Origin of the sequence: Achromobacter xylosoxidans A8 (genome assembly GCF_000165835.1) — a bacterium.
Lineage (GTDB): Bacteria > Pseudomonadota > Gammaproteobacteria > Burkholderiales > Burkholderiaceae_B > Achromobacter > Achromobacter xylosoxidans_B.
This window is the reverse complement of the sequence record NC_014640.1, coordinates 4,244,058-4,261,890: the sequence shown is the minus strand read 5'-3', so window position 1 is coordinate 4,261,890 and position 17,833 is coordinate 4,244,058. Positions and strand designations below refer to the sequence as shown.

19 protein-coding genes are annotated in these 17,833 nt (G+C 66.6%); 14 read left to right on the top strand and 5 right to left on the bottom strand.

Annotation, left to right across the window (positions count from 1 at the left end; genetic code table 11):
- Positions 1-2 precede the first annotated feature (2 nt).
- The 3 genes from fdx to AXYL_RS19595 all read left to right on the top strand — a co-directional run bounded on the left by fdx (position 3) and on the right by AXYL_RS19595 (position 1,562).
- Entirely contained in the window at positions 3-344 is a 342-nt protein-coding gene (gene fdx / locus AXYL_RS19605) for an ISC system 2Fe-2S type ferredoxin (RefSeq protein ID WP_013394592.1), read from the top strand.
- Positions 344-538, top strand: coding sequence for a Fe-S cluster assembly protein IscX (iscX, locus tag AXYL_RS19600; protein WP_013394591.1), 195 nt, complete (start codon positions 344-346; stop codon positions 536-538). The genes fdx and iscX overlap by 1 nt, the downstream gene beginning before the upstream one ends.
- Before the next feature lie 139 nt (positions 539-677).
- A complete protein-coding gene (locus tag AXYL_RS19595) occupies positions 678-1,562 on the top strand; it encodes a methylglyoxal synthase (protein WP_013394590.1) in 885 nt (294 codons plus the stop codon).
- Here AXYL_RS19595 and AXYL_RS19590 read toward each other — a convergent pair.
- The gene (locus AXYL_RS19590; RefSeq protein WP_013394589.1) at positions 1,555-2,514 is read right to left on the bottom strand and encodes a LysR family transcriptional regulator; all 960 of its coding nucleotides are present in this window, start codon (positions 2,512-2,514) and stop codon (positions 1,555-1,557) included. The two genes, AXYL_RS19595 and AXYL_RS19590, sit on opposite strands and share 8 nt — an antisense overlap.
- Before the next feature lie 129 nt (positions 2,515-2,643).
- On the opposite strand from AXYL_RS19590, the gene AXYL_RS19585 reads away from it, so the two are divergent.
- The 3 genes from AXYL_RS19585 to AXYL_RS19575 are packed head-to-tail and all read left to right on the top strand — an operon-like array spanning position 2,644 to position 5,632.
- Positions 2,644-3,618, top strand: coding sequence for a Bug family tripartite tricarboxylate transporter substrate binding protein (locus tag AXYL_RS19585; protein WP_013394588.1), 975 nt, complete (start codon positions 2,644-2,646; stop codon positions 3,616-3,618).
- A 2-nt stretch (positions 3,619-3,620) separates the two neighbouring features.
- On the top strand, positions 3,621-4,832 hold the full coding sequence (locus AXYL_RS19580; protein WP_013394587.1) for a CaiB/BaiF CoA transferase family protein: 1,212 nt from the start codon (positions 3,621-3,623) through the stop codon (positions 4,830-4,832).
- Between the two features lie 14 nt (positions 4,833-4,846).
- Positions 4,847-5,632, top strand: coding sequence for an enoyl-CoA hydratase/isomerase family protein (locus AXYL_RS19575; protein WP_041654010.1), 786 nt, complete (start codon positions 4,847-4,849; stop codon positions 5,630-5,632).
- 26 nt (positions 5,633-5,658) lie between these two features.
- On the opposite strand, the gene AXYL_RS19570 is transcribed toward AXYL_RS19575, so the two are convergent.
- Positions 5,659-6,462, bottom strand: a complete 804-nt coding sequence (locus AXYL_RS19570; protein ID WP_013394585.1) for an enoyl-CoA hydratase/isomerase family protein — start codon at positions 6,460-6,462, stop codon at positions 5,659-5,661.
- Between the two features lie 230 nt (positions 6,463-6,692).
- Between AXYL_RS19570 and AXYL_RS19565 the strand changes: the two genes are divergently transcribed.
- The 8 genes from AXYL_RS19565 to AXYL_RS19530 are packed head-to-tail and all read left to right on the top strand — an operon-like array spanning position 6,693 to position 15,170.
- Positions 6,693-7,517: an ABC transporter ATP-binding protein gene (locus AXYL_RS19565; protein WP_013394584.1), complete on the top strand. Its 825-nt coding sequence runs from the start codon at positions 6,693-6,695 to the stop codon at positions 7,515-7,517.
- On the top strand, positions 7,517-8,395 hold the full coding sequence (locus tag AXYL_RS19560) for a branched-chain amino acid ABC transporter permease (RefSeq protein ID WP_013394583.1): 879 nt from the start codon (positions 7,517-7,519) through the stop codon (positions 8,393-8,395). The genes AXYL_RS19565 and AXYL_RS19560 overlap by 1 nt, the downstream gene beginning before the upstream one ends.
- 3 nt (positions 8,396-8,398) lie before the next feature.
- Positions 8,399-9,436 carry a branched-chain amino acid ABC transporter permease gene (locus tag AXYL_RS19555; protein ID WP_013394582.1) on the top strand — a complete coding sequence of 346 codons (1,038 nt, stop codon included), beginning with the start codon at positions 8,399-8,401 and terminating at the stop codon, positions 9,434-9,436.
- A gap of 55 nt (positions 9,437-9,491) precedes the next feature.
- Positions 9,492-10,673: an ABC transporter substrate-binding protein gene (locus AXYL_RS19550; RefSeq protein WP_013394581.1), complete on the top strand. Its 1,182-nt coding sequence runs from the start codon at positions 9,492-9,494 to the stop codon at positions 10,671-10,673.
- 52 nt (positions 10,674-10,725) lie between these two features.
- Positions 10,726-11,520 carry an ABC transporter ATP-binding protein gene (locus AXYL_RS19545; RefSeq protein ID WP_041655753.1) on the top strand — a complete coding sequence of 265 codons (795 nt, stop codon included), beginning with the start codon at positions 10,726-10,728 and terminating at the stop codon, positions 11,518-11,520.
- Positions 11,517-13,376 (top strand): AMP-dependent synthetase/ligase, encoded by a 1,860-nt coding sequence (locus AXYL_RS19540; protein ID WP_013394579.1) that lies wholly within the window; start codon positions 11,517-11,519, stop codon positions 13,374-13,376. The genes AXYL_RS19545 and AXYL_RS19540 overlap by 4 nt, the downstream gene beginning before the upstream one ends.
- Positions 13,373-14,527 carry a thiolase family protein gene (locus AXYL_RS19535; RefSeq protein ID WP_013394578.1) on the top strand — a complete coding sequence of 385 codons (1,155 nt, stop codon included), beginning with the start codon at positions 13,373-13,375 and terminating at the stop codon, positions 14,525-14,527. Before AXYL_RS19540 ends, AXYL_RS19535 begins: the two co-directional genes overlap by 4 nt.
- Positions 14,528-14,543: 16 nt before the next feature.
- Complete coding sequence (locus tag AXYL_RS19530; protein ID WP_193353253.1) at positions 14,544-15,170, top strand: TetR/AcrR family transcriptional regulator; 627 nt, start codon at positions 14,544-14,546, stop codon at positions 15,168-15,170.
- Positions 15,171-15,191: 21 nt separating this feature from the next.
- Here the strand turns inward: AXYL_RS19530 and AXYL_RS19525 are convergent, their stop codons facing one another.
- From AXYL_RS19525 to AXYL_RS19515, 3 genes are read right to left on the bottom strand one after another with little or no spacing between them, the layout of a single operon-like run.
- Entirely contained in the window at positions 15,192-15,512 is a 321-nt protein-coding gene (locus AXYL_RS19525) for a preprotein translocase subunit TatB (RefSeq protein ID WP_013394576.1), read from the bottom strand.
- A 15-nt stretch (positions 15,513-15,527) separates the two neighbouring features.
- Complete coding sequence (gene lysS, locus AXYL_RS19520; protein ID WP_013394575.1) at positions 15,528-17,051, bottom strand: lysine--tRNA ligase; 1,524 nt, start codon at positions 17,049-17,051, stop codon at positions 15,528-15,530.
- 10 nt (positions 17,052-17,061) lie between these two features.
- Complete coding sequence (locus AXYL_RS19515) at positions 17,062-17,817, bottom strand: SDR family oxidoreductase (protein ID WP_013394574.1); 756 nt, start codon at positions 17,815-17,817, stop codon at positions 17,062-17,064.
- Positions 17,818-17,833: the final 16 nt, after the last annotated feature.

Sequence of the window (17,833 nt, the reverse complement as noted above, 5' to 3'; positions counted from 1 at the left end):
CTATGCCGAAACTGACTGTATTGCCTCATCCCGACTACTGCCCGGAAGGCGCCGTAATCGAAGACGCGCCGAAGGGCGTGTCGATCTGCCGCGTGCTGCTGGACAACCACATCGATATCGAACACGCCTGCGAACTCTCGTGTGCGTGCACGACCTGTCACGTGGTGGTCAAGCAGGGCTACTCTTCGCTGGAAGACGCCACCGACGACGAAGAGGATCTGCTGGACAAGGCCTGGGGCCTGACCCCGACCTCGCGCCTGTCTTGCCAGGCGCTGGTGACCGACGCCGACCTGACGGTCGAGATTCCCAAGTACACCATCAACCACGCCAAAGAGGGCCATTGATGAAGTGGACCGACACCTACCAGATCGCCGAAGCGCTGCTCGACGCGCACCCCGACGAGGATCCCAAGACGCTGCGTTTCGTGCAGCTGCGCGAGTGGGTCCTGGCCTTGCCGGGCTTCAACGACGACCCCGCGCATTGTGGTGAAAAGATCCTGGAGGCCATCCAGATGGCCTGGATCGATGAGGCGGATTGATCGCTGAGTCGAAAACGCTCCCTGCGGGGAGCGTTTTTTGTTTTGGAGCGCTGCAGATGCGGGCCGAACCCGCCGCGGCCATGTCCGCCACGGTATCATCAAGGATCTTCCTGTCGTCCCTACCTCCCTGAGTCCACCGATGCCCGCTGCCCAATTGCGCTTTGGCCTGGCCGCCAACCGGCTGCACCACGAAACTCCCGATGCCGCGCTGTTTACCTGGCTGCGCGCATGTTCGGGCACGATACGCGAGCTGGGGGTGCAGCTGCACACCGTCGGCCGCACCCACGATGCGATCGTGCGCGAGGGCATGCTGCAGGGCTACGGTGGGCTGATCCGCTATCCCTACGGCCGTGAGGGCGGCTTGATGAAGCTGGTGGCCCGGGTGACGGAAGGGCGCGACGGGCAGGCGCCGTTCGACGGCGCGATCTACCTGATCGATCCCGTCGACCCGTCATCGATTTTCCCGGAGGCGCTGGCGCTCAAGCGCCAGTGCATCACGCACGGCCGTCCGTTCATTTCGACGCTCGCGGGCGCCATCGAATGGATGGAAGTCGAACGCGTCCATGCCGGCTTGCCGCCGGATGTCTCGGCTTCGCGCCATTTCAACTTCACCGGCCAGACCGTGGCGCTGATCGCCCACGATGCGCTCAAGGACGAGATGGTGGCGTTCGCCAGCGAGCATTTCGACGTGCTGTCGCGGTTTGCGCGGCGCGTGGCCACAGGCACCACCGGCGGCCGCTTGAACGACCTGGCCTGGTCGCGCGGCTGGCCCAAGGATACGCCCTGGGTGCACCGCTACCTGAGCGGGCCGCTGGGCGGCGACGCCCAGATCGCGGAGCTGGTGCTGGAACACCAATGCCAGCGCGTGATCTTCTTCGAAGATCCGCATGTGGCCCGCCAGCACGAGGCCGACATCCAGCTGCTGGAACGCGCGGTGCGCGTGGTGACCGAGTCCGCGACCTGCGCCACTTCGCCGGTGGTGGCGCGGCGCTGGGCGCAGGCGGTGGAAAAGCGCGTCATCTGAACCTGGCCCGGGTGGGCGCGTCGCCAGGTCGGGAGTCCGTGATGATGCGGCTGACCCGGTCGGCCACGGCGGATGCTGCCATGGACAATGGCAGGACATCGGACCTGCACAGGAACACGGGCCGCGCCAGGCGCGGCTTGACGATGCGGTGCAGGATGACCTCGCCGCGCGCGGCTTCCTGGTGCACCGCCGCGTAAGACAGGATGGTGTGCGCGATGCCAGCCTGCGCCAGTTCGATCAGTTGCGGAATGGCGTTGGCCTCGGCAATGACGCGGAATTCGGCGCGCTCCTGTTGTTGATACTGGTCCAGCAGGCGGCGCAGGCTGTGCTGGCTGCCAGGCAATACCAGCGGCAATTCGGCGAGCGCGTGCAGATCCATGACCGGCAGCGCACGTAGCGCGGCTGGGGCCGGCTTTTTGCGCGGCTTGGCCGACGGCGGCGAAACCACGACCAGTTCTTCATCTATCAGGTACTGGAAGCGCAGGTCGACCGAGGCGTCGTCGCTGAAGGTCAGTCCCAGGTCGGCATGGCCGGAACTGACGAAGCCCGGGATGTACCCGGTGCTGGACTCGATGATCTTCAGGTAGACGCCGGGCCAGTGTTCCAGGGAAAAGCGCAGGAGCGGCACGGTGAGCAGTTTGGCCATGGACATGGACATGGCCAGCGAGACGGTCCCGCGCGGTGCGCTGAGGTCTTCGCGCACGTCGGCGCGCGCCGCGTCGATGCGGCCAAGTATCTCGCGCGCGTGCGCCAGCATGCGCGATCCCGCAGCCGTTGGCGTGACCCCGCGGGCGCTGCGATGCAACAGCACCACGCCCAGATCCTCTTCCAGATTGCGTATCAGCAGGCTTAGCGCGGGTTGCGCGACATGGAGCGCGGCGGCGGCGCGGCTGATCGATCCAGTGGAAACCACGGCGACAAAGCATTGCATCGCGCGGATGGACATCGACATGATGCGTGAACCTCGTGCAGGCAGGCCATCACAAATTTATTATGGCCTGCATATTTAAACGGTATTTCTAATATATCAAGACGCTTCGCATAATGGACGCCATCCCTCTAAGAACACAACGGAGACATCATGGCGTTCCAAAGAATTCTTGCCGCTTGCGCGGCTGCGGCGGCGCTGTCCGGCCCGGCGTTGGCAGGTACCTGGCCTGCCAAGCCAATTACGCTGGTCGTGCCGTTTTCGGCCGGCGGTCCGACTGATTTCATCGCGCGCCTGGTGGCCGAGCCTCTGGCGCGCGAGTTGGGGCAGCAGGTCATCGTGCAGAACAAGCCGGGTGCCAGCGGCAATGTCGGCTACCAGAGCGTGCTGAACGGTCCCGCGGATGGCTATACGCTGATGCACAACACGGTGGCCATGCAGGCCATCAATCCGCTGATGTACCCGAGCGCGAAGATGGCTCCGCTGCAGGACTATGTGCCGGTCGGCACGACGGGCGCCATGCCCAATCTGCTGGTGGTCAATCCCGAGCGCACGCCGGTCAAGACCTTGGCCGAGCTGGTCCAGCGCGGCCGCGACATGAAGAACGGGCTCAGCTATGCCACCTTCGGCCCCGGCAGTTCGCCGCACGTCTATGGCGCGTCGTTGCAGAAGCTTGCGGGTTTTCAGGCCGTGGGCGTGGCTTACAAGGGCAGCGCGAACGCCGTGACCGACGTCATCGGCGGGCAGGTCGATTTCCTGTTCGACAGCATGTCGACCAGCCTCGGCCAGGTGCAAGGCGGCCGGCTGAGGGCGCTGGCGATTACCGCCGCCGAGCGTTCGCCCTTGTTGCCGGACGTGCCCACGCTGAAGGAGGCGGGCTATCCCAGCCTGGATCTCAAATTCTGGTTCTCCCTGCAGACTCCTGCGGGCACCCCGCCGGACGTGGTGCAGAAGCTGCGCGAGGCCGTGGCCCGAGTGGTCGCGAGCGATGCCTACCGCAAGGCGATGCAGGAGCGCGGCGCGGAGGCTTTCCGAGTCGCTCCCGCCGAACTGGATGCGTTCTTCAAGCGCGAAACCGCGCAATGGACCCAGGCTGCGCAAACCATCGGCCTGAAGGGCGAGCAGTAATCATGTCGACTGAAGCACGCATGATGCCGTTGAAGAACATCACCGTCCTGGACCTGAGCAAGGTGCTGGCCGGGCCGCTATGCGGCCAGTATCTGGGCGAACTGGGCGCGCGGGTGATCAAGGTCGAACCCGTGGGCAAGGGCGACGACACGCGCGCCTGGCTGCCGCAGGATGCCGGCCAATCCGCAACTTTCCTGGCGGTGAACCACAACAAGCGCAGCCTGGCCGTGGATCTCAAGACGCCGGCAGGGCGCGCCGTGGTGCACCGCCTCGCGCAACAGTCGGATGTGGTGTTGCAGGGCTTTGGCGGCAAGACCGCCGCGCGCCTGGGCGTGGATTACGAGACGCTCAGCGGCCTCAATCCCCGTCTGGTGTACTGCGAGATATCGGGCTATGGCCGCGAGGGCCCGATGGGCGAGGAGCCGGGCTATGACGTCATGCTGCAGGCCTTCAGCGGCATGATCAGCACCATGGGCGAGCCTGATGGAAATTTCGCGCGCGCCAGCTTCTCGCCGGTGGACCTGGGCACGGGCTCGTTCGCGCTGAGCGGGATCCTGGCCGCGCTGCTGGAGCGCAGCCAGACCGGCAAGGGACAGTATCTGGACGTTTCCCTATTGGACACTTCGCTTGGCCTGATGTCGTACATGGCGCAGAACTACTGGCGCACCGGCCAGATTCCGCGCCGCATGGGCACGGGCCATCCGGCCATGTGCCCTTATCAGGCGTTTCGCGCGGCCGATGGAGACATCATGCTGGGCGTGGGCAACGATGCGCAATGGCAGCGCTTTTGCGCGGTCGCGGGACTGCAGGACCATGTCGATGCGCCCCAATTCGCGACCAACGCCGACCGGGTCCGCCATTTTGCCGAGACGGTCGCGCTGGTCCAGGCGCGCATGCAGACGCGCAGCGTGGCGCAATGGCTGGATGCGCTCAAGCCCGCGGGCATTGCTTGTTCCGCCATCCACACGCTGGACGAAGCGCTGGCGCATCCGCAGGTCGCTGCCCGCGAACTGATCGTCAAGAGTGAGCACAAGGTGCTGGGCGAGGTCCGCAACGTCGGCCTGCCGATACGGTTCGGCCGCCAGCCTCGCCAGGCTGCGCTGCCCGCGCCCGTGCTGGGTGAGCACACTCGCGAAGTCCTGGCCGAGCTGGGCTACGCGCAAGCTGAAATCGAAGCGCTGCTGGCGTCGGGCAGCGTGCAAACCCATTCCTGAATGCGAGAAGACAGATGACATTCCTGCGATACGAAGTCCGCGATCGGATTGCGGAAATCCATATGTGCCATGCGCCCGTCAATGCGCTGGACGAAGACATGCTGGACGCGCTGATCGCCGCGCTGGAACGGGCCAATGCCGATCCCGCGGTGCGCGCCGTGCTGCTGGCCAGCGATTTGCCTGGGCGCTTCTGCGCCGGGCTGGACATGAAGAAGTTGCTGGACAGCACGCCGGCGCGGATTCATGCGCTGTTGTCCAAGCTGTACATCAAGCTCTACGACACGCAGTTCAACCTGACGAAGCCCTCGATCTCGGTGGTGTCGGGCGCGGTGCGCGGCGGCGGCATGACGGTGGCCATTTCCAGCGACCTGGTGGTGGCCGCGGATACCGCCACTTTCGGCTATCCGGAAATCGATGTCGGCGTCTTGCCGGCGATCCACTACGTGCACCTACCGGGCATCGTGGGCAAGCACCGGGCGTTCGACCTGCTGTTCACCGGGCGCATCTTCGATGCGCAAGAGGCGCACGGGCTGGGGCTGGTGGCGCGCGTCGCGCCCGCGGCGCAATTGCTGGAGCAGGCCCGCCTGCTGGCGCGCTCGCTGGCGGACAAGCCGCCGCAAGTCCTGGCGATGGGGCGGCGCGCCTTCGTCTACAGCAACGACAACGAATACCGTCGCAGGGTGGCGACGGCGGTCGAAGTGTTCTGCAATGCAGCCGCCACGCCCGAGGCGCGCGAGGGCTTGAGCGCCTTCGTGCAAAAGCGCGCGCCGGACTGGAGCGGGCTGCGCAACGGCGGGTAGAGCCGGCGCCGCGTGCGTGCATTGGCCTACTTTCCCTTGAACTGCGGCGTCCGCTTCTCGCGGAACGCCCGCACGCCTTCGGCGAAATCCTGGCGCGCAGCCGTGTCCAAAAAGCGCGCCGTTTCTTCGGCCAGCTGGGTTTCCAGCGTGGCGTGCTCGGCCGAACGCAACAGGTCCTTGGCGCCGGCGATGCCGTGCGGCGCGTGGCGGGCGATGTCCTGCGCATAGGCTTGCGCCGCTTGGGCAAGTTCGCCGGATGCGGCGGTACGCGTGACGATGCCCCAGGCCAGCGCGTCGTTCGCGGAGAAGGCGTCATGGCGCAGCAGCAGGTCCAGCGCGCGTCGGGCGCCCAGCACCCGCGTGAGGCCGTGCGTCATGCCGGCGTCCGGCGTCGCTCCAAGCTTGAGATAGGCCGTCATGAAGCGGGCCTCGGCATCGGCGATGGCCAGGTCGCAGGCCAGCACCAGCGACAGGCCCGCGCCCGCGGCGATGCCGTGCACCTGGGCGATCCAGACCTTGTCCATGCGGGCGATGCGCGCGATGAAATCGTTCAACGGCGTGAACAGGTCCAGCAGCGTGGCGCGCACCTGGGCCGGGTCGCCCATGAACATGCTGATGTCGCCGCCGGCGCAGAAAGCCTTGCCGGTGGCGCGCAGCAGGACCGCGCGGATTTCATCGCGCGTTTCCAGCCATTGCGCGGCGCCTTGCAGGTCCTGCGCCAGCGCCACGTCGATGGCATTCAGGGCATCGGGGCGGTTCAGCGTCACGGTCGCGATTGCGCCGTCGGTCTCCAGAAACAGCGTCTGGAAGACGGGAAGTCCTTGGGTCATGGCGAGTCTCCGTTATCGGGTAAGTACCAGCTGTCGATCCAAAAACCGCGATGCTATGGTCTGAACCGAGCGCTTGCTTGGTTTTCTTTTAAGCACGCTTAGCGTAACGCATAGAACGATTTTCCGGCGCTGTACTGGCGTAGGTAAAGACAGGTTCGTTGCATCTCCTGCCTCGCGGGTTCGCCAGACCGACGTCGATAAAAACTTCGCATGTAAAAGCGAGGAGACAAATGGTGGATCAGTCCGACAGCACTGCCTTGCTGGAGGTGGATGGGGTCACGCTGGCGTTCGGCGGGGTCAAGGCGCTTACCGGCGTGGGCTTTCGCGTGGCGCCTGGGTCCATCACCACGGTCATCGGCCCCAATGGCGCGGGCAAGACCTCGCTGTTCAATACCATTTCCGGTTTCTACCGTCCGGCGTCCGGGCAGATCCGCTTCCAGGGTCGCGACATCACGCGCATGGCCGCGCCGGAACGCGCGCGGTTGGGCCTGGCCCGCAGCTTCCAGAACATTGCGCTGTTCCGCGGCATGACCGTGCTGGACAACATCAAGCTGGGCCGCCACGCCCACCTGCGCACCAATGTGCTGGACGCCTTGTTCTATCTGGGGCGGGCGCGCCGCGAAGAAATGGCGCTGCGCGCCGACATCGAAGAACGCATCATCGACTTCCTGGAAATCGACCACATCCGCCACGCGCCGGTGGCCGCGCTGTCCTATGGCCTGCAGAAACGCGTGGAGCTGGCGCGGGCGCTGGCCATGAATCCCAAGGTGCTGATGCTGGACGAGCCGGTGGCGGGCATGAACCGCGAAGAGACCGACGACATGGCGCGCTTCATCCTGGACGCGCGCTCCGAATGGGGTGTGACGGTGTTGATGGTGGAGCACGACATGGGCATGGTCATGGACCTGTCGGACCACGTGGTGGTGCTGAACTTCGGCCAGGTGATCGCCGACGGCACGCCTGCGCAGGTGCAGGCGGATCCCCATGTCATCCAGGCCTATCTGGGCGCGGGCGACGTCGGCGACCTGCGCCGCCGCCTGCGGGAGGCGGCCTGATGGACTGGCTGTTCTTCCTGGAAGTCACGCTGGCCGGGCTGGGCAGCGGTGGACTTTATGCGCTGGCGGCGCTGGCCTTCGTCATCGTCTACAAGGCGACCCGGGTGGTGAACATCGCCATCGGCGAATTCCTGATGTTGGGCGCCTACGTGTTCTACGCCTTCGCCACGGGCATGGAGTGGCCGATCTGGCTGGCCATCGTGGGCGCGGTGGTGGTGTCGGGTGCGCTGGGCGCCGTGGTCGAGCGCCTGACCATCCGTCCCATGCTGGGCGAGGCGCCGATCTCGGTGTTCATGATCACGGTGGGCCTGGCGTCGATCCTGGTGGGCGCGGTGGAACTGATCTGGACGGCCGACCAGCGCCGCCTGCCGGAATTCATGCCGCGTTCGCCGGTGATGATAGGCGAGGCATTCGTCGCGCCCAAGGTGTTCTACGGTTTCTGGGTGGCGGTGGTGCTGGCGCTGCTGGTGCTGGTGGTGTTCCGCTACTGGCGCGGCGGGGTGGCGTTGCGCGCCACGGCCTCGGACCAGGGCGCGGCGTATGCCATGGGCATCAACGTGCCGCGCGTGTTCTCGCTGGCCTGGGTGGCGGCGGGCGCGCTGGCCGCGGTGTCGGGCGTAATCGTCGGCGCGATCGGCGGCATTTCTTCGTCGATGGGCGTGTTCGGCCTGTCGGTGCTGGTGGTGGTGATCGTGGGCGGGCTGGACAGCGTGGCCGGCGCCCTGGTGGGCGGCGTCTTCATCGGCCTGCTGGAAGCCTGGGCCGGCGCCTACATGGGCGGCGAATACAAATTGCTGGCTACCTTCATCGTGCTGGTGGTGGTGCTGATGGTCAGGCCCTACGGCCTGTTCGGCACCCGTGAAATCGAGAGGCTCTGACCGATGCGCATCGCGACTGCCAAGCAGACTTATCTTGCGGACGAAGCGCTGTTCGACACCCGTACGCAGAAGGCGTGGCTGGTCTTGCTGGCCGCGTCCCTGGTCATGTTCCCCTTCGTGGCCGATGCCTACTGGCTGTACCTGGCTTGCCTGGTGGCCATCAATGTCGCCAGTGCCACGGGGCTGAACATCCTCACGGGTTATACCGGCCTGGTCAGCCTGGGGCAGGCGGCCTTCATGGGCCTGGGGGCGTACACGGTGGCGGTGCTGGAGCAGCGGCTGGGCACGCCGGTGCTGCTGAATCTGGTGGCTGGCGGGCTGGTGGCGATGCTGGGTGGTCTGCTGGTCGGCATTCCGTCCCTGCGGGTGAAGGGCCTGTACCTGGCCATCGCCACGATCGCCGCCTCGTTCATCGCGCATTTCATCTTCGCCAACTGGCAGTTCACGGGCGGCACGACGGGGATGCAGGTGCCGCCGGCGCGGGTGCTGGGCGTGGACCTGGACACCTCGTTCAAGATCTACTGGCTGATCGTGCCGGTGACGGCGCTGATGGTGCTGGGCGCGGCCAACCTGTTCCGCACGCGCATCGGCCGCGCCTTCATCGCCATACGCGACCGTGACATCTCGGCCGAGGTGCTGGGCATACGCCTGTTGCGCTACAAGCTGCTGTCGTTCGGCCTGTCCTCGTTCTATGCGGGCGTGGCGGGCGGCATGTGGGCCTACTTCTTCCGGGTCGTCACCCCCGAGAGCTTCCCGCTGATCATGTCGATCTTCTTCCTGGCCGCCATTATCGTGGGCGGCATGGGCACGATCCTGGGCTCCATCCTGGGCGCCATCTTCATGACCATGGTGCCGGAACTGCTCAAGCTGATCGTCGGTTGGCTGCCGGTGGGCGGCGACGCGCTGCGCCTGATCTCGCCGGTGCGCACCATTGTTTTCGGCCTGCTGATCGTGGGCTTTCTGATCTTCGAGCCGCACGGGCTCGCGGAAATCTGGCGGCGCGTGCGCCGTTACTTCCACCTCTGGCCCTTCCGCACCTAGCCCATGCGAGGCGAGCGCGGCGGCGGCCATCCATAAGACCCTCAGGAGACTAACCATGAAGCGCATCCGGATCGGCAGCGGTTTATCGAGGTTGTTGGCCCCCCTGGGCCTGGCGGCGGCCCTGTCAGCGGCGCCGGCCGCGCAGGGGGCCGAGGACCTGGTGCTGGGCGGCTCCATCCCTCTGAGCGGCGTGTTCGCCTTCGCGGGGCAGGGCATCCATGCCGGCATTACCGACTACGTGAAGATCGTCAACGACCAGGGCGGCGTGAAGGGGCGCAAGCTGCGCTACGTGCCGGAAGACACGGCCTACAAGGTGGATGCGTCGGTGGCGGCGTTCAAGAAGATCACCAGCCAGAACAAGGTGAACTTCTACTACGGCGACTCCACCGGTTTCTCCAAGACCATCAATGCCGAGTTGATCCGCACGGGCGATATCCTGATGACCGGCGCGTCGTTTGCCACCGAATTGAACGATCCGGCCAAGTATCCGGCCCAGTTCATGCTGGGACCGGATTACACGGAAATGTTCGGCATCCTGCTGCGCTACATCGCCAAGGAGCAGCCCGGCGCCAAGGTGGCGTTCGTGTATTCGGACACGGAGTTCGGCCGCGATCCCATCGCCAGCTCGCGCGCGGTGGCGGAAAAGCTGGGCCTGAAGGTCGCGACCGAGATCATGACGCCGCCGGGCAGCGTGGACGTGTCGACCGAGGTCATCAAACTGCGCCGCGCCGATCCGGACTACACCATCTTCCACGGCTACGTGCTGGCGCCCATTCCCGAGTTCGTGGGGCAGGGCAAGCGCATGGGCCTGAAGACGCGCTACATGGGCACGTTCTGGACCATGGACAACTCCACCGTGATGCAGATGGGCGAGGACGCCGAGGGCTTCATGGGCGTGATGCCGTACCGCTACTACTACGATACCGCGGCCGATGCGCCGATGCTGAAGAAGATCCGCGAGATGCGCCCGACGTACCAGAGCACGGGCTACATGCAGGGGTTCCTGGCGGCGATGTTGTTCACCGAGGTGGCCAAGCGCACGCTGGACGCCGGCAAGGAGCTGACCAGCGCCAACATGAAGGCGGCGCTGGACGGCATCAAGGATTTCGACACGGGCGGCCTGATCGGCGTGCCGATTTCGATCAAGGGTAATTCGATCCCGGTGGGCCGGATCTATCGCGCCGACGTGAAGCAGAAGCAGATGGTGCCGGCCTCCGACTGGATCGTGCTGAAGTGAGGCGCCAGTGAACCCTGGACATGAGGCGCAGGCCGCGCCGCCGGCTCCGGCGGTGCTCGATATCAACAATATCGAAGTCGTCTACAACAAGGCGGTGCAGGTGCTGCGCGGCTTGTCCTTGTCGGTGCCGGCCGGCAGCATCGTGGCGCTATTGGGCAGCAACGGCGCCGGCAAGTCCACCACGCTGAAGGCCGTGTCCGGCCTGCTGGACCTGGAGGACGGGGCGCTGGTGCGCGGGCAGATCGTCTTCAATGGCGGCGACACCGCGGGCGCCAGGCCGCAGAACCTGGTGCGCGCGGGGCTGGCGCACGTGATGGAAGGGCGCCGGGTGTTCGAGGACCTGACTGTCGAAGAGAACCTGGTGGCCGCGACCTATGCCTTGACGGGCAGGCCGGGGGCGAAGGTCGATTTCGATCTGGTCTATGGCTACTTCCCGCGCCTGTTCGAGCGCCGCCGCGGCCTGGCGGGCTATCTGTCGGGCGGCGAGCAGCAGATGCTGGCCATCGGCCGCGCGCTGATCGCGCAGCCCAGCCTGATGCTGCTGGACGAACCTTCGCTGGGCCTGTCGCCGATGCTGGTGGAGAACATCTTTTCCATCATTGCGCGCATCAACCACGAGCAAGGAGTGTCGATGCTGCTGGTGGAGCAGAACGCCTCGGTGGCGCTGGCGGTGGCCCATTACGGCTACATCATGGAAACCGGCAAGGTGGTGATAGACGGCAGCGCCGAAAAGTTGGCGGCGGACCCGGACGTGCGCGAGTTCTACCTGGGCGTGGGCGGCACGGGCGAGGCCCGCGGCTTTCGCGACATCAAGCACTACAAGCGCCGCAAGCGCTGGCTGTCATGACGGACAAGCACATGGATATCTCCGGCGCTTCGGCGCAGGCGTGGCCGGCCCTGACGCTGCCGCAGATGCTGCGCGAGCAGGCGCGCCGCCAGCCGGGGGCCATCGCCATCCGGCAGAAGGACTTCGGCATCTGGAAGCCCATGACCTGGGCGGAATACTGGAGCCGGGCCTGCCGCGTGGGACTGGGCCTGCGCGCCCTGGGTCTGAGCGCGGGCGGACGGGTCGCCATCGTCTCCGAGAACCGCGTGGAATGGCTGCTGACCCAGATGGGAGCGGGCGCGGTCGGCGCGGTGGCGGTGGGCGTGTACTCCACCAGCCCGGCCGAGGAAATGGGCTACGTGCTGGAGCACGCGGATGTTGAGTTGGTGGTGTGCGAGGACCAGGAGCAGACCGACAAGGTGCTGCAGGTGGCCGACAGGCTGCCGCTCTTGCGCCGCATCGTCATGATGGAGACCAAGGGCCTGCGCTCCTATGCGCCGGCGGAGCGTGAGCGCATCGTGACCTACGCCGAGATCGAGGCCGAAGGCGCGCGGCGCGAGGCGGCCGAGCTCGCTGCCCTGAACCAGGCGCTGGACGGCCAGCGGCTGGACGACACCGGTCTCATGATCTACACCTCCGGCTCCACCGGCAAGCCCAAGGGCGCGATGCTGAGCTACGGCAATATGCGCGGCGTGGCGCCGGGCATCGCCGAGCGGCTGGCGATGGACGGCAATAGCGTGCACCTGTCCTACCTGCCGCTGTGCCATGTGGCCGAACAGATGCTCTCCACCTTCGTGCCCCTCTATCTGGGCGCGCAGGTGAACTTCGGCGAATCGATACGCACGGTGCAGGAAGATCTGCGCGAAGTCGCGCCGACGATATTCCTGGGCGTGCCGCGCATCTGGGAAAAGCTGCACGCCGCCATTTCGATCAAGATGCAGGAAGCGGGGCGCTTGCAGCAATGGCTGTACCGGCGCGCGCTGGCGGCTTGCACGCCGTTCCTGGAGAAGTCTCCTGCGCAATACACGCTGCGCGAGCGCTGGACCCGCTGGCTCTGGTACTGGCTGGTGTTGCGCGCCTTGCAGAACTTCATCGGTCTGCGGCGGGTGCGCGTGGCCATGACGGGGGCCGCGCCGATCTCGCCCGACGTGGTGCGCTACTTCCGTACGCTGGGCGTGCCGCTGATCGAGGTCTACGGGCTGACGGAGTCGGCGGGCATGATCTTCGGCCAGCATCCGGACCGCGTGAAGGTGGGCGCGGTGGGCGAACCCATCCTGGGGGTGGAATGGCGCATGGGCGATGCCGGCGAGCTGCTGGTGCGCGGCGAGATGGTGTTCCAGGGCTATTACAAGAACCCGGAAGCCACCGCCAGTACCGTGCGCGACGGCTGGCTGTACACGGGCGATGTGGTGGCTGAAGAAGCGGGCCGGGTGCGTATCGTGGACCGCCTGAAGGACATCATGATCACGGCGGGCGGTAAGAACCTGACGCCTTCCGAGATCGAGAACGCGGTCAAGGGCAGCCCCTACGTCAAGGAATGCATCGTGATCGCAGATGGCAGGAAGTACGTGTCCGCGCTGATCCAGCTGGAGTTCGATACGGTGGGCAAGTGGGCCGAGTCGCGCCGCATCGCCTTCACGCATTTCCGGTCGTTGGCCGAATGCGCGCAGGTGCGCGAGCTGGTGCAGCAGGAGGTCGCGCGCGCCAACGCGGGCCTCGCGCCCGTGGCGCAGATCAAGCGCTTCCATCTGCTGACCAAGGAACTGGACCATGATGACGGCGAAGTGACCGCGACCATGAAGGTCAGGCGCGCCAGCATCTACCGCAGCTATGCGGATGAAATCGAAGCGCTCTACGTTGAGGAGACGACGGCATGAATGAAGCCGTGATCGTGGAGGCCGTGCGCACGCCCTTCGGGCGGCGCGGCGGATGGTGGGCCGATACGCGGCCGGACACGCTGCTGGCCGAGACCGTGCAGGGCCTGCTGGCGCGAGCCGGACTGCCGGGCGCGCAGGTCGAGGACCTGATCGCGGGCTGCGTCAGCCAGGCGGGCGAGCAGGGCGCCAACATCGGCAGGCTGGCCGCCATGCTGGCGGGCTTGCCCGAGAGCGTGCCGGGCGTGGCGCTGAACCGCATGTGCGGGTCCAGCCAGCAGGCGGTGCATTTCGGCGCGCAAGCGATTGCCGCAGGCGACATGCGCTACGTGGTGGCCGGCGGCGTCGAAAGCATGAGCCGGGTGCCGATGTTCCTGGACGTGACGCTGGGCCAGGGCGAGTTCCGCGGCTTTGAAGGCTTGAACCCCGCCTTGCTGGAACGCTATCCATTGATTCATCAGATCGAGAGCGCGGAGCGGATTGCGGAGCGCTGGCAGCTGTCCCAGGCCGAGATGGACGAATGGGCCAGGGAGAGCCATGCGCGCGCCTGGAGCGCGGCGCAGGCCGGCCGCCACGCCGAGTTGCTGCCGGGGCCGCGCGCAGATGCCGGGCGCGACGAAGGCATACGCGAGAAGACGGATCCCGCCCGCATGGCGGCCATGGCGCCTGCTTTGCGGCTGCCGGGCCAGGGCGGCGTCACTGCCGCCAACGCCAGCCAACTGGCGGACGGCGCCTCCGCAGTGCTGCTGGCGGATCGCGATGCGGCCTTGGCCGACGGCCTGCGGCCGCGCGCGCGCTTCCTGGCGCGGGTGGTGGTGGGATCGGACCCGGTGCTGCAATTGACGGGCGTGATCCCGGCGGCCCGGCAGGCGCTGGCGCGCGCCGGCCTGAGCCTGGAGGACATAGACTGGATCGAGATCAACGAGGCCTTCGCCAGCGTGGTGCTGGCCTGGCAGCGCGAACTGGGCGCCAAGCTGTCGCGCGTCAATCCTTGGGGCGGCGCGATCGCTCACGGCCATCCGCTAGGGGCCACCGGCGCCGGGCTGATGGCCAAGATGCTGACGGGACTGGAAGCCACCGAAGGCGAGCTGGGCATGCAGCTGATGTGCATCGGCCACGGCATGGCCACGGCGACCATCATTCAAAGGCTGTGACCGCACCATGGAGAAAATCCGGGAGGCCGCGCAAGGGCGGGACGAGGGATCGGAGTCCGAACGCCGGCGCGAGCTGGTCCTGACGGCGGGGCAGCTATTCTGCAAGCACGGCTATGAACGCACCACCGTGCGCGAGCTGGCGCGGGCGGTGGGCTTGCAGTCCGGCAGCCTGTTCCATCATTTCCGCAGCAAGGAAGAGATCCTGGTGGCGGTGATGAACAACGGCATCCAGGAGGTGATAGACGACGGCGAACGGGCGCTGGCGCGGTACAAGGCGCCGGCGGACCGGCTGGCCGCGCTATTCCGCGTGCACATGTGGAGCATGCTGCATGGCGCCGGTGGCGACGCCATGAATGCGCTGGTCTACGAATGGCGCAGTCTTTCGCCGCCCAGCCGCGCGGCCGTGAAATCGCTGAGCGACCGCTACGAGACGATGTGGCAGGACGCGGTGGCGGCCGCTGTCGGCGTGGGACTGCTGCAGGGCGATGCGCGCGTCATCAAGCGCTGCGTGCTGGGCGCGATGAACCTGACGGTGCAGTGGTACAAGCCGGACGGCCGCTTGCGGCCTGCCGAGTTCATCGATGCGATGTTGCAGGCATCGCTGCCCTCGCTGCCGGCGGGAGCCGGCAAATGGCCGGAATAGGCGGGCCGCCAGGGCAGGACTTCAGCCCCGGCGCTTGAAGAATGCGCCCACGGCGCAGACGACGGCCAGCGCCAGCAGGGTGCCCGCCACGGGCAGCAGGAAATCCACCTGGCCGTGATAGCCGCCGCCGGTGACGCCGCCCGCCACGCCGCCTGCCCACAGCAGGAAGGTCGTCAGGGAAGCCGCCACCGAGAGCGCCGCGGCGATGCACAGAGCAATGAACACCGGCCGGCGCGGACGCGCCGCCGGATAGGAGGTGTAGGGCTGGCCGCCGCGGGGCTGTTTGATCCAGTAGATCAGCCCCGCCACGACCAGCAGCAGCATCAGGATCTTGAAGATCATGATGCCAGCCGCCGTTTAGTCTTCACGGCGCAGGTGCGGGAACAGGATGACGTCGCGGATGCTGGGGCTGTCGGTCAGCAGCATGACCAGGCGGTCGATGCCGATGCCGCAGCCGCCCGTCGGAGGCATGCCGTACTCCAGGGCGCGGATGTAGTCCGCGTCGTAGAACATGGCTTCCTCGTCGCCCGCGTCCTTGGCCTCGACCTGCGAGCGGAAGCGCTCGGCCTGGTCTTCGGGATCGTTCAATTCCGAGAAGCCGTTGGCGATTTCGCGGCCGGTCATGAAGAGTTCGAAGCGCTCGGTGATGCCCTCGCGGGTATCGGAGGCGCGCGCCAGCGGCGAGACTTCCACCGGGTAGTCGATGATGTAGGTGGGGTTCCAGAGCTTGGCTTCGGCGGTCTCTTCGAACAGGGCCAGCTGCAGCGCGCCCAGTCCGGCGCGCGACAGCACCGGGCCGTCGGCATCGGCTCCCAGCTTTTTGAGTTCGGCGCGCACGAAGGCCGCATCGTCCAGTTGCGCCTGGGTGTAGCCGGGGGCGTACTTGAGGATAGCTTCGCAGATGGTCAGGCGGTCGAACGGCTTGGACAGATCGAGTTCGCGTTCGCCGTAGGTCAGCACCGCGCTGCCGGTGGCCGAGATGGCGGCCTGGCGGATCAGCTCTTCCGTGAAGTCCATGAGCCAGCGGTATTCCGCAAAGGCCGCATAGAACTCCATCATGGTGAATTCAGGATTGTGGCGCGGGCTCACGCCCTCGTTGCGGAAGTTGCGGTTGACTTCGAAGACGCGCTCGAAGCCGCCGACGATCAGGCGCTTGAGGTAGAGCTCGGGCGCGATGCGCAGGTACATTTCCATGTCCAGCGCATTGTGGTGCGTGACGAAGGGCTTGGCTGCCGCGCCGCCCGGAATCGGGTGCAGCATGGGGGTTTCCACTTCGAGGAAGCCGGCGTTCAGCATGAACTGGCGGATGCTGCCCACGGCCTTGCTGCGCGCCTCGAAGGTGCGGCGCGTGGCGTCCGTCATGATGAGGTCGACGTAGCGCTGGCGGTAGCGCAGTTCCTGGTCGGCCACGCCGTGGAACTTGTCGGGCAGCGGGCGCAGCGACTTGGACAGCAGGCGCGCGCTGGCGGCGTGCACCGAGAGTTCGCCCTTGTTGGTCTTGAAGACCGACCCTTCGATCGCGATGATGTCGCCGATGTCCCATTGCTTGAACGCGGCGTAGCTGTCTTCGCCCAGGGTGCCGCGGTCCAGGTAGATCTGGATGCGGCCGGTGCTGTCCTGCAGCGTGGCGAAGCTGGCCTTGCCCATGACGCGCTTGAGCATCATGCGGCCGGCGACCTTGACGGTGACGGGGCTGGCGGCAAGCGCTTCCTGCTCCTGGCCGTCGTACTTGTCATGCAGGGCGGCGGCGCGGGCGTCGGGAACGAAGTCGTTGGGGTACGCGACCCCGGTTTCGCGCAGTTTGGCCAGCTTGGCGCGCCGTTCGGCGATCAAGCGGTTTTCGTCCTGGGCGGGCGCCGGAGTGGTCGAGTGGTCGGTCATGGTCGGGGAATCAGTCGTAATTGCGGATGTCGTCGATCTCGGTGGTGCCGAAATCTTCGCGGTCCAGGTAGGCGAGGATGCGGGAGGCCACGTTGGCGGGCGAGGACAGCTTGCCGGTCGCGTGGAACTCCTGGAACTTGGCCAGCGCCGGGAAACTTTCCGGATCGCTGGAACGGATGGCGACCTGCATGTCGGTGTCGACGATGCCGGGGGCCAGCGCGACGATGCGCGCGCCGTCGGCGCCTTGCTCCGCCTTGACCACGCGCGAGTACATGTCGAGCGCGGCCTTGGTGGCGCAGTAGACGCCCCAGCCGGCGTTCGGGTTGCGGCCCGCGCCGGAGGAGATGTTGAGCACGCGGCGGTCGGCCTTGAGGTCCTCGACCGCGGCCAGGAAGCGCGCCGTGAGCAGCATCACGGCGCTAACGTTCAGGTTGAAGGCGGCGGCGATGGCCGCGCCGTCGACCAGCGCGTCGGTGCCGGCGACGGGGTGCACGGTGCCGGCGTTGTTGATCAGCAGATAGCGGCGGGCGTCACGCGGCAGCGACGCGCAGATGCGCTGCGCGGCGGTCTCGGCCGCATTCAGGTCCGAGAGGTCCACGGACAGCTGTTCCAGCTGCGCGTCCTGCGAGCGGGCATAGGCAGCCAGTTCGGGATCTTCCCGGCGCGCCAGGGTGATCAGCCGGGTGCCCGGTTTGGCCAGGCCGCGCGCCATGGCGGCGCCGATGCCGCGCGATGCGCCGGTGAGAATTACGATGGTGTCGGACATTCGTGAACCTCTGGAT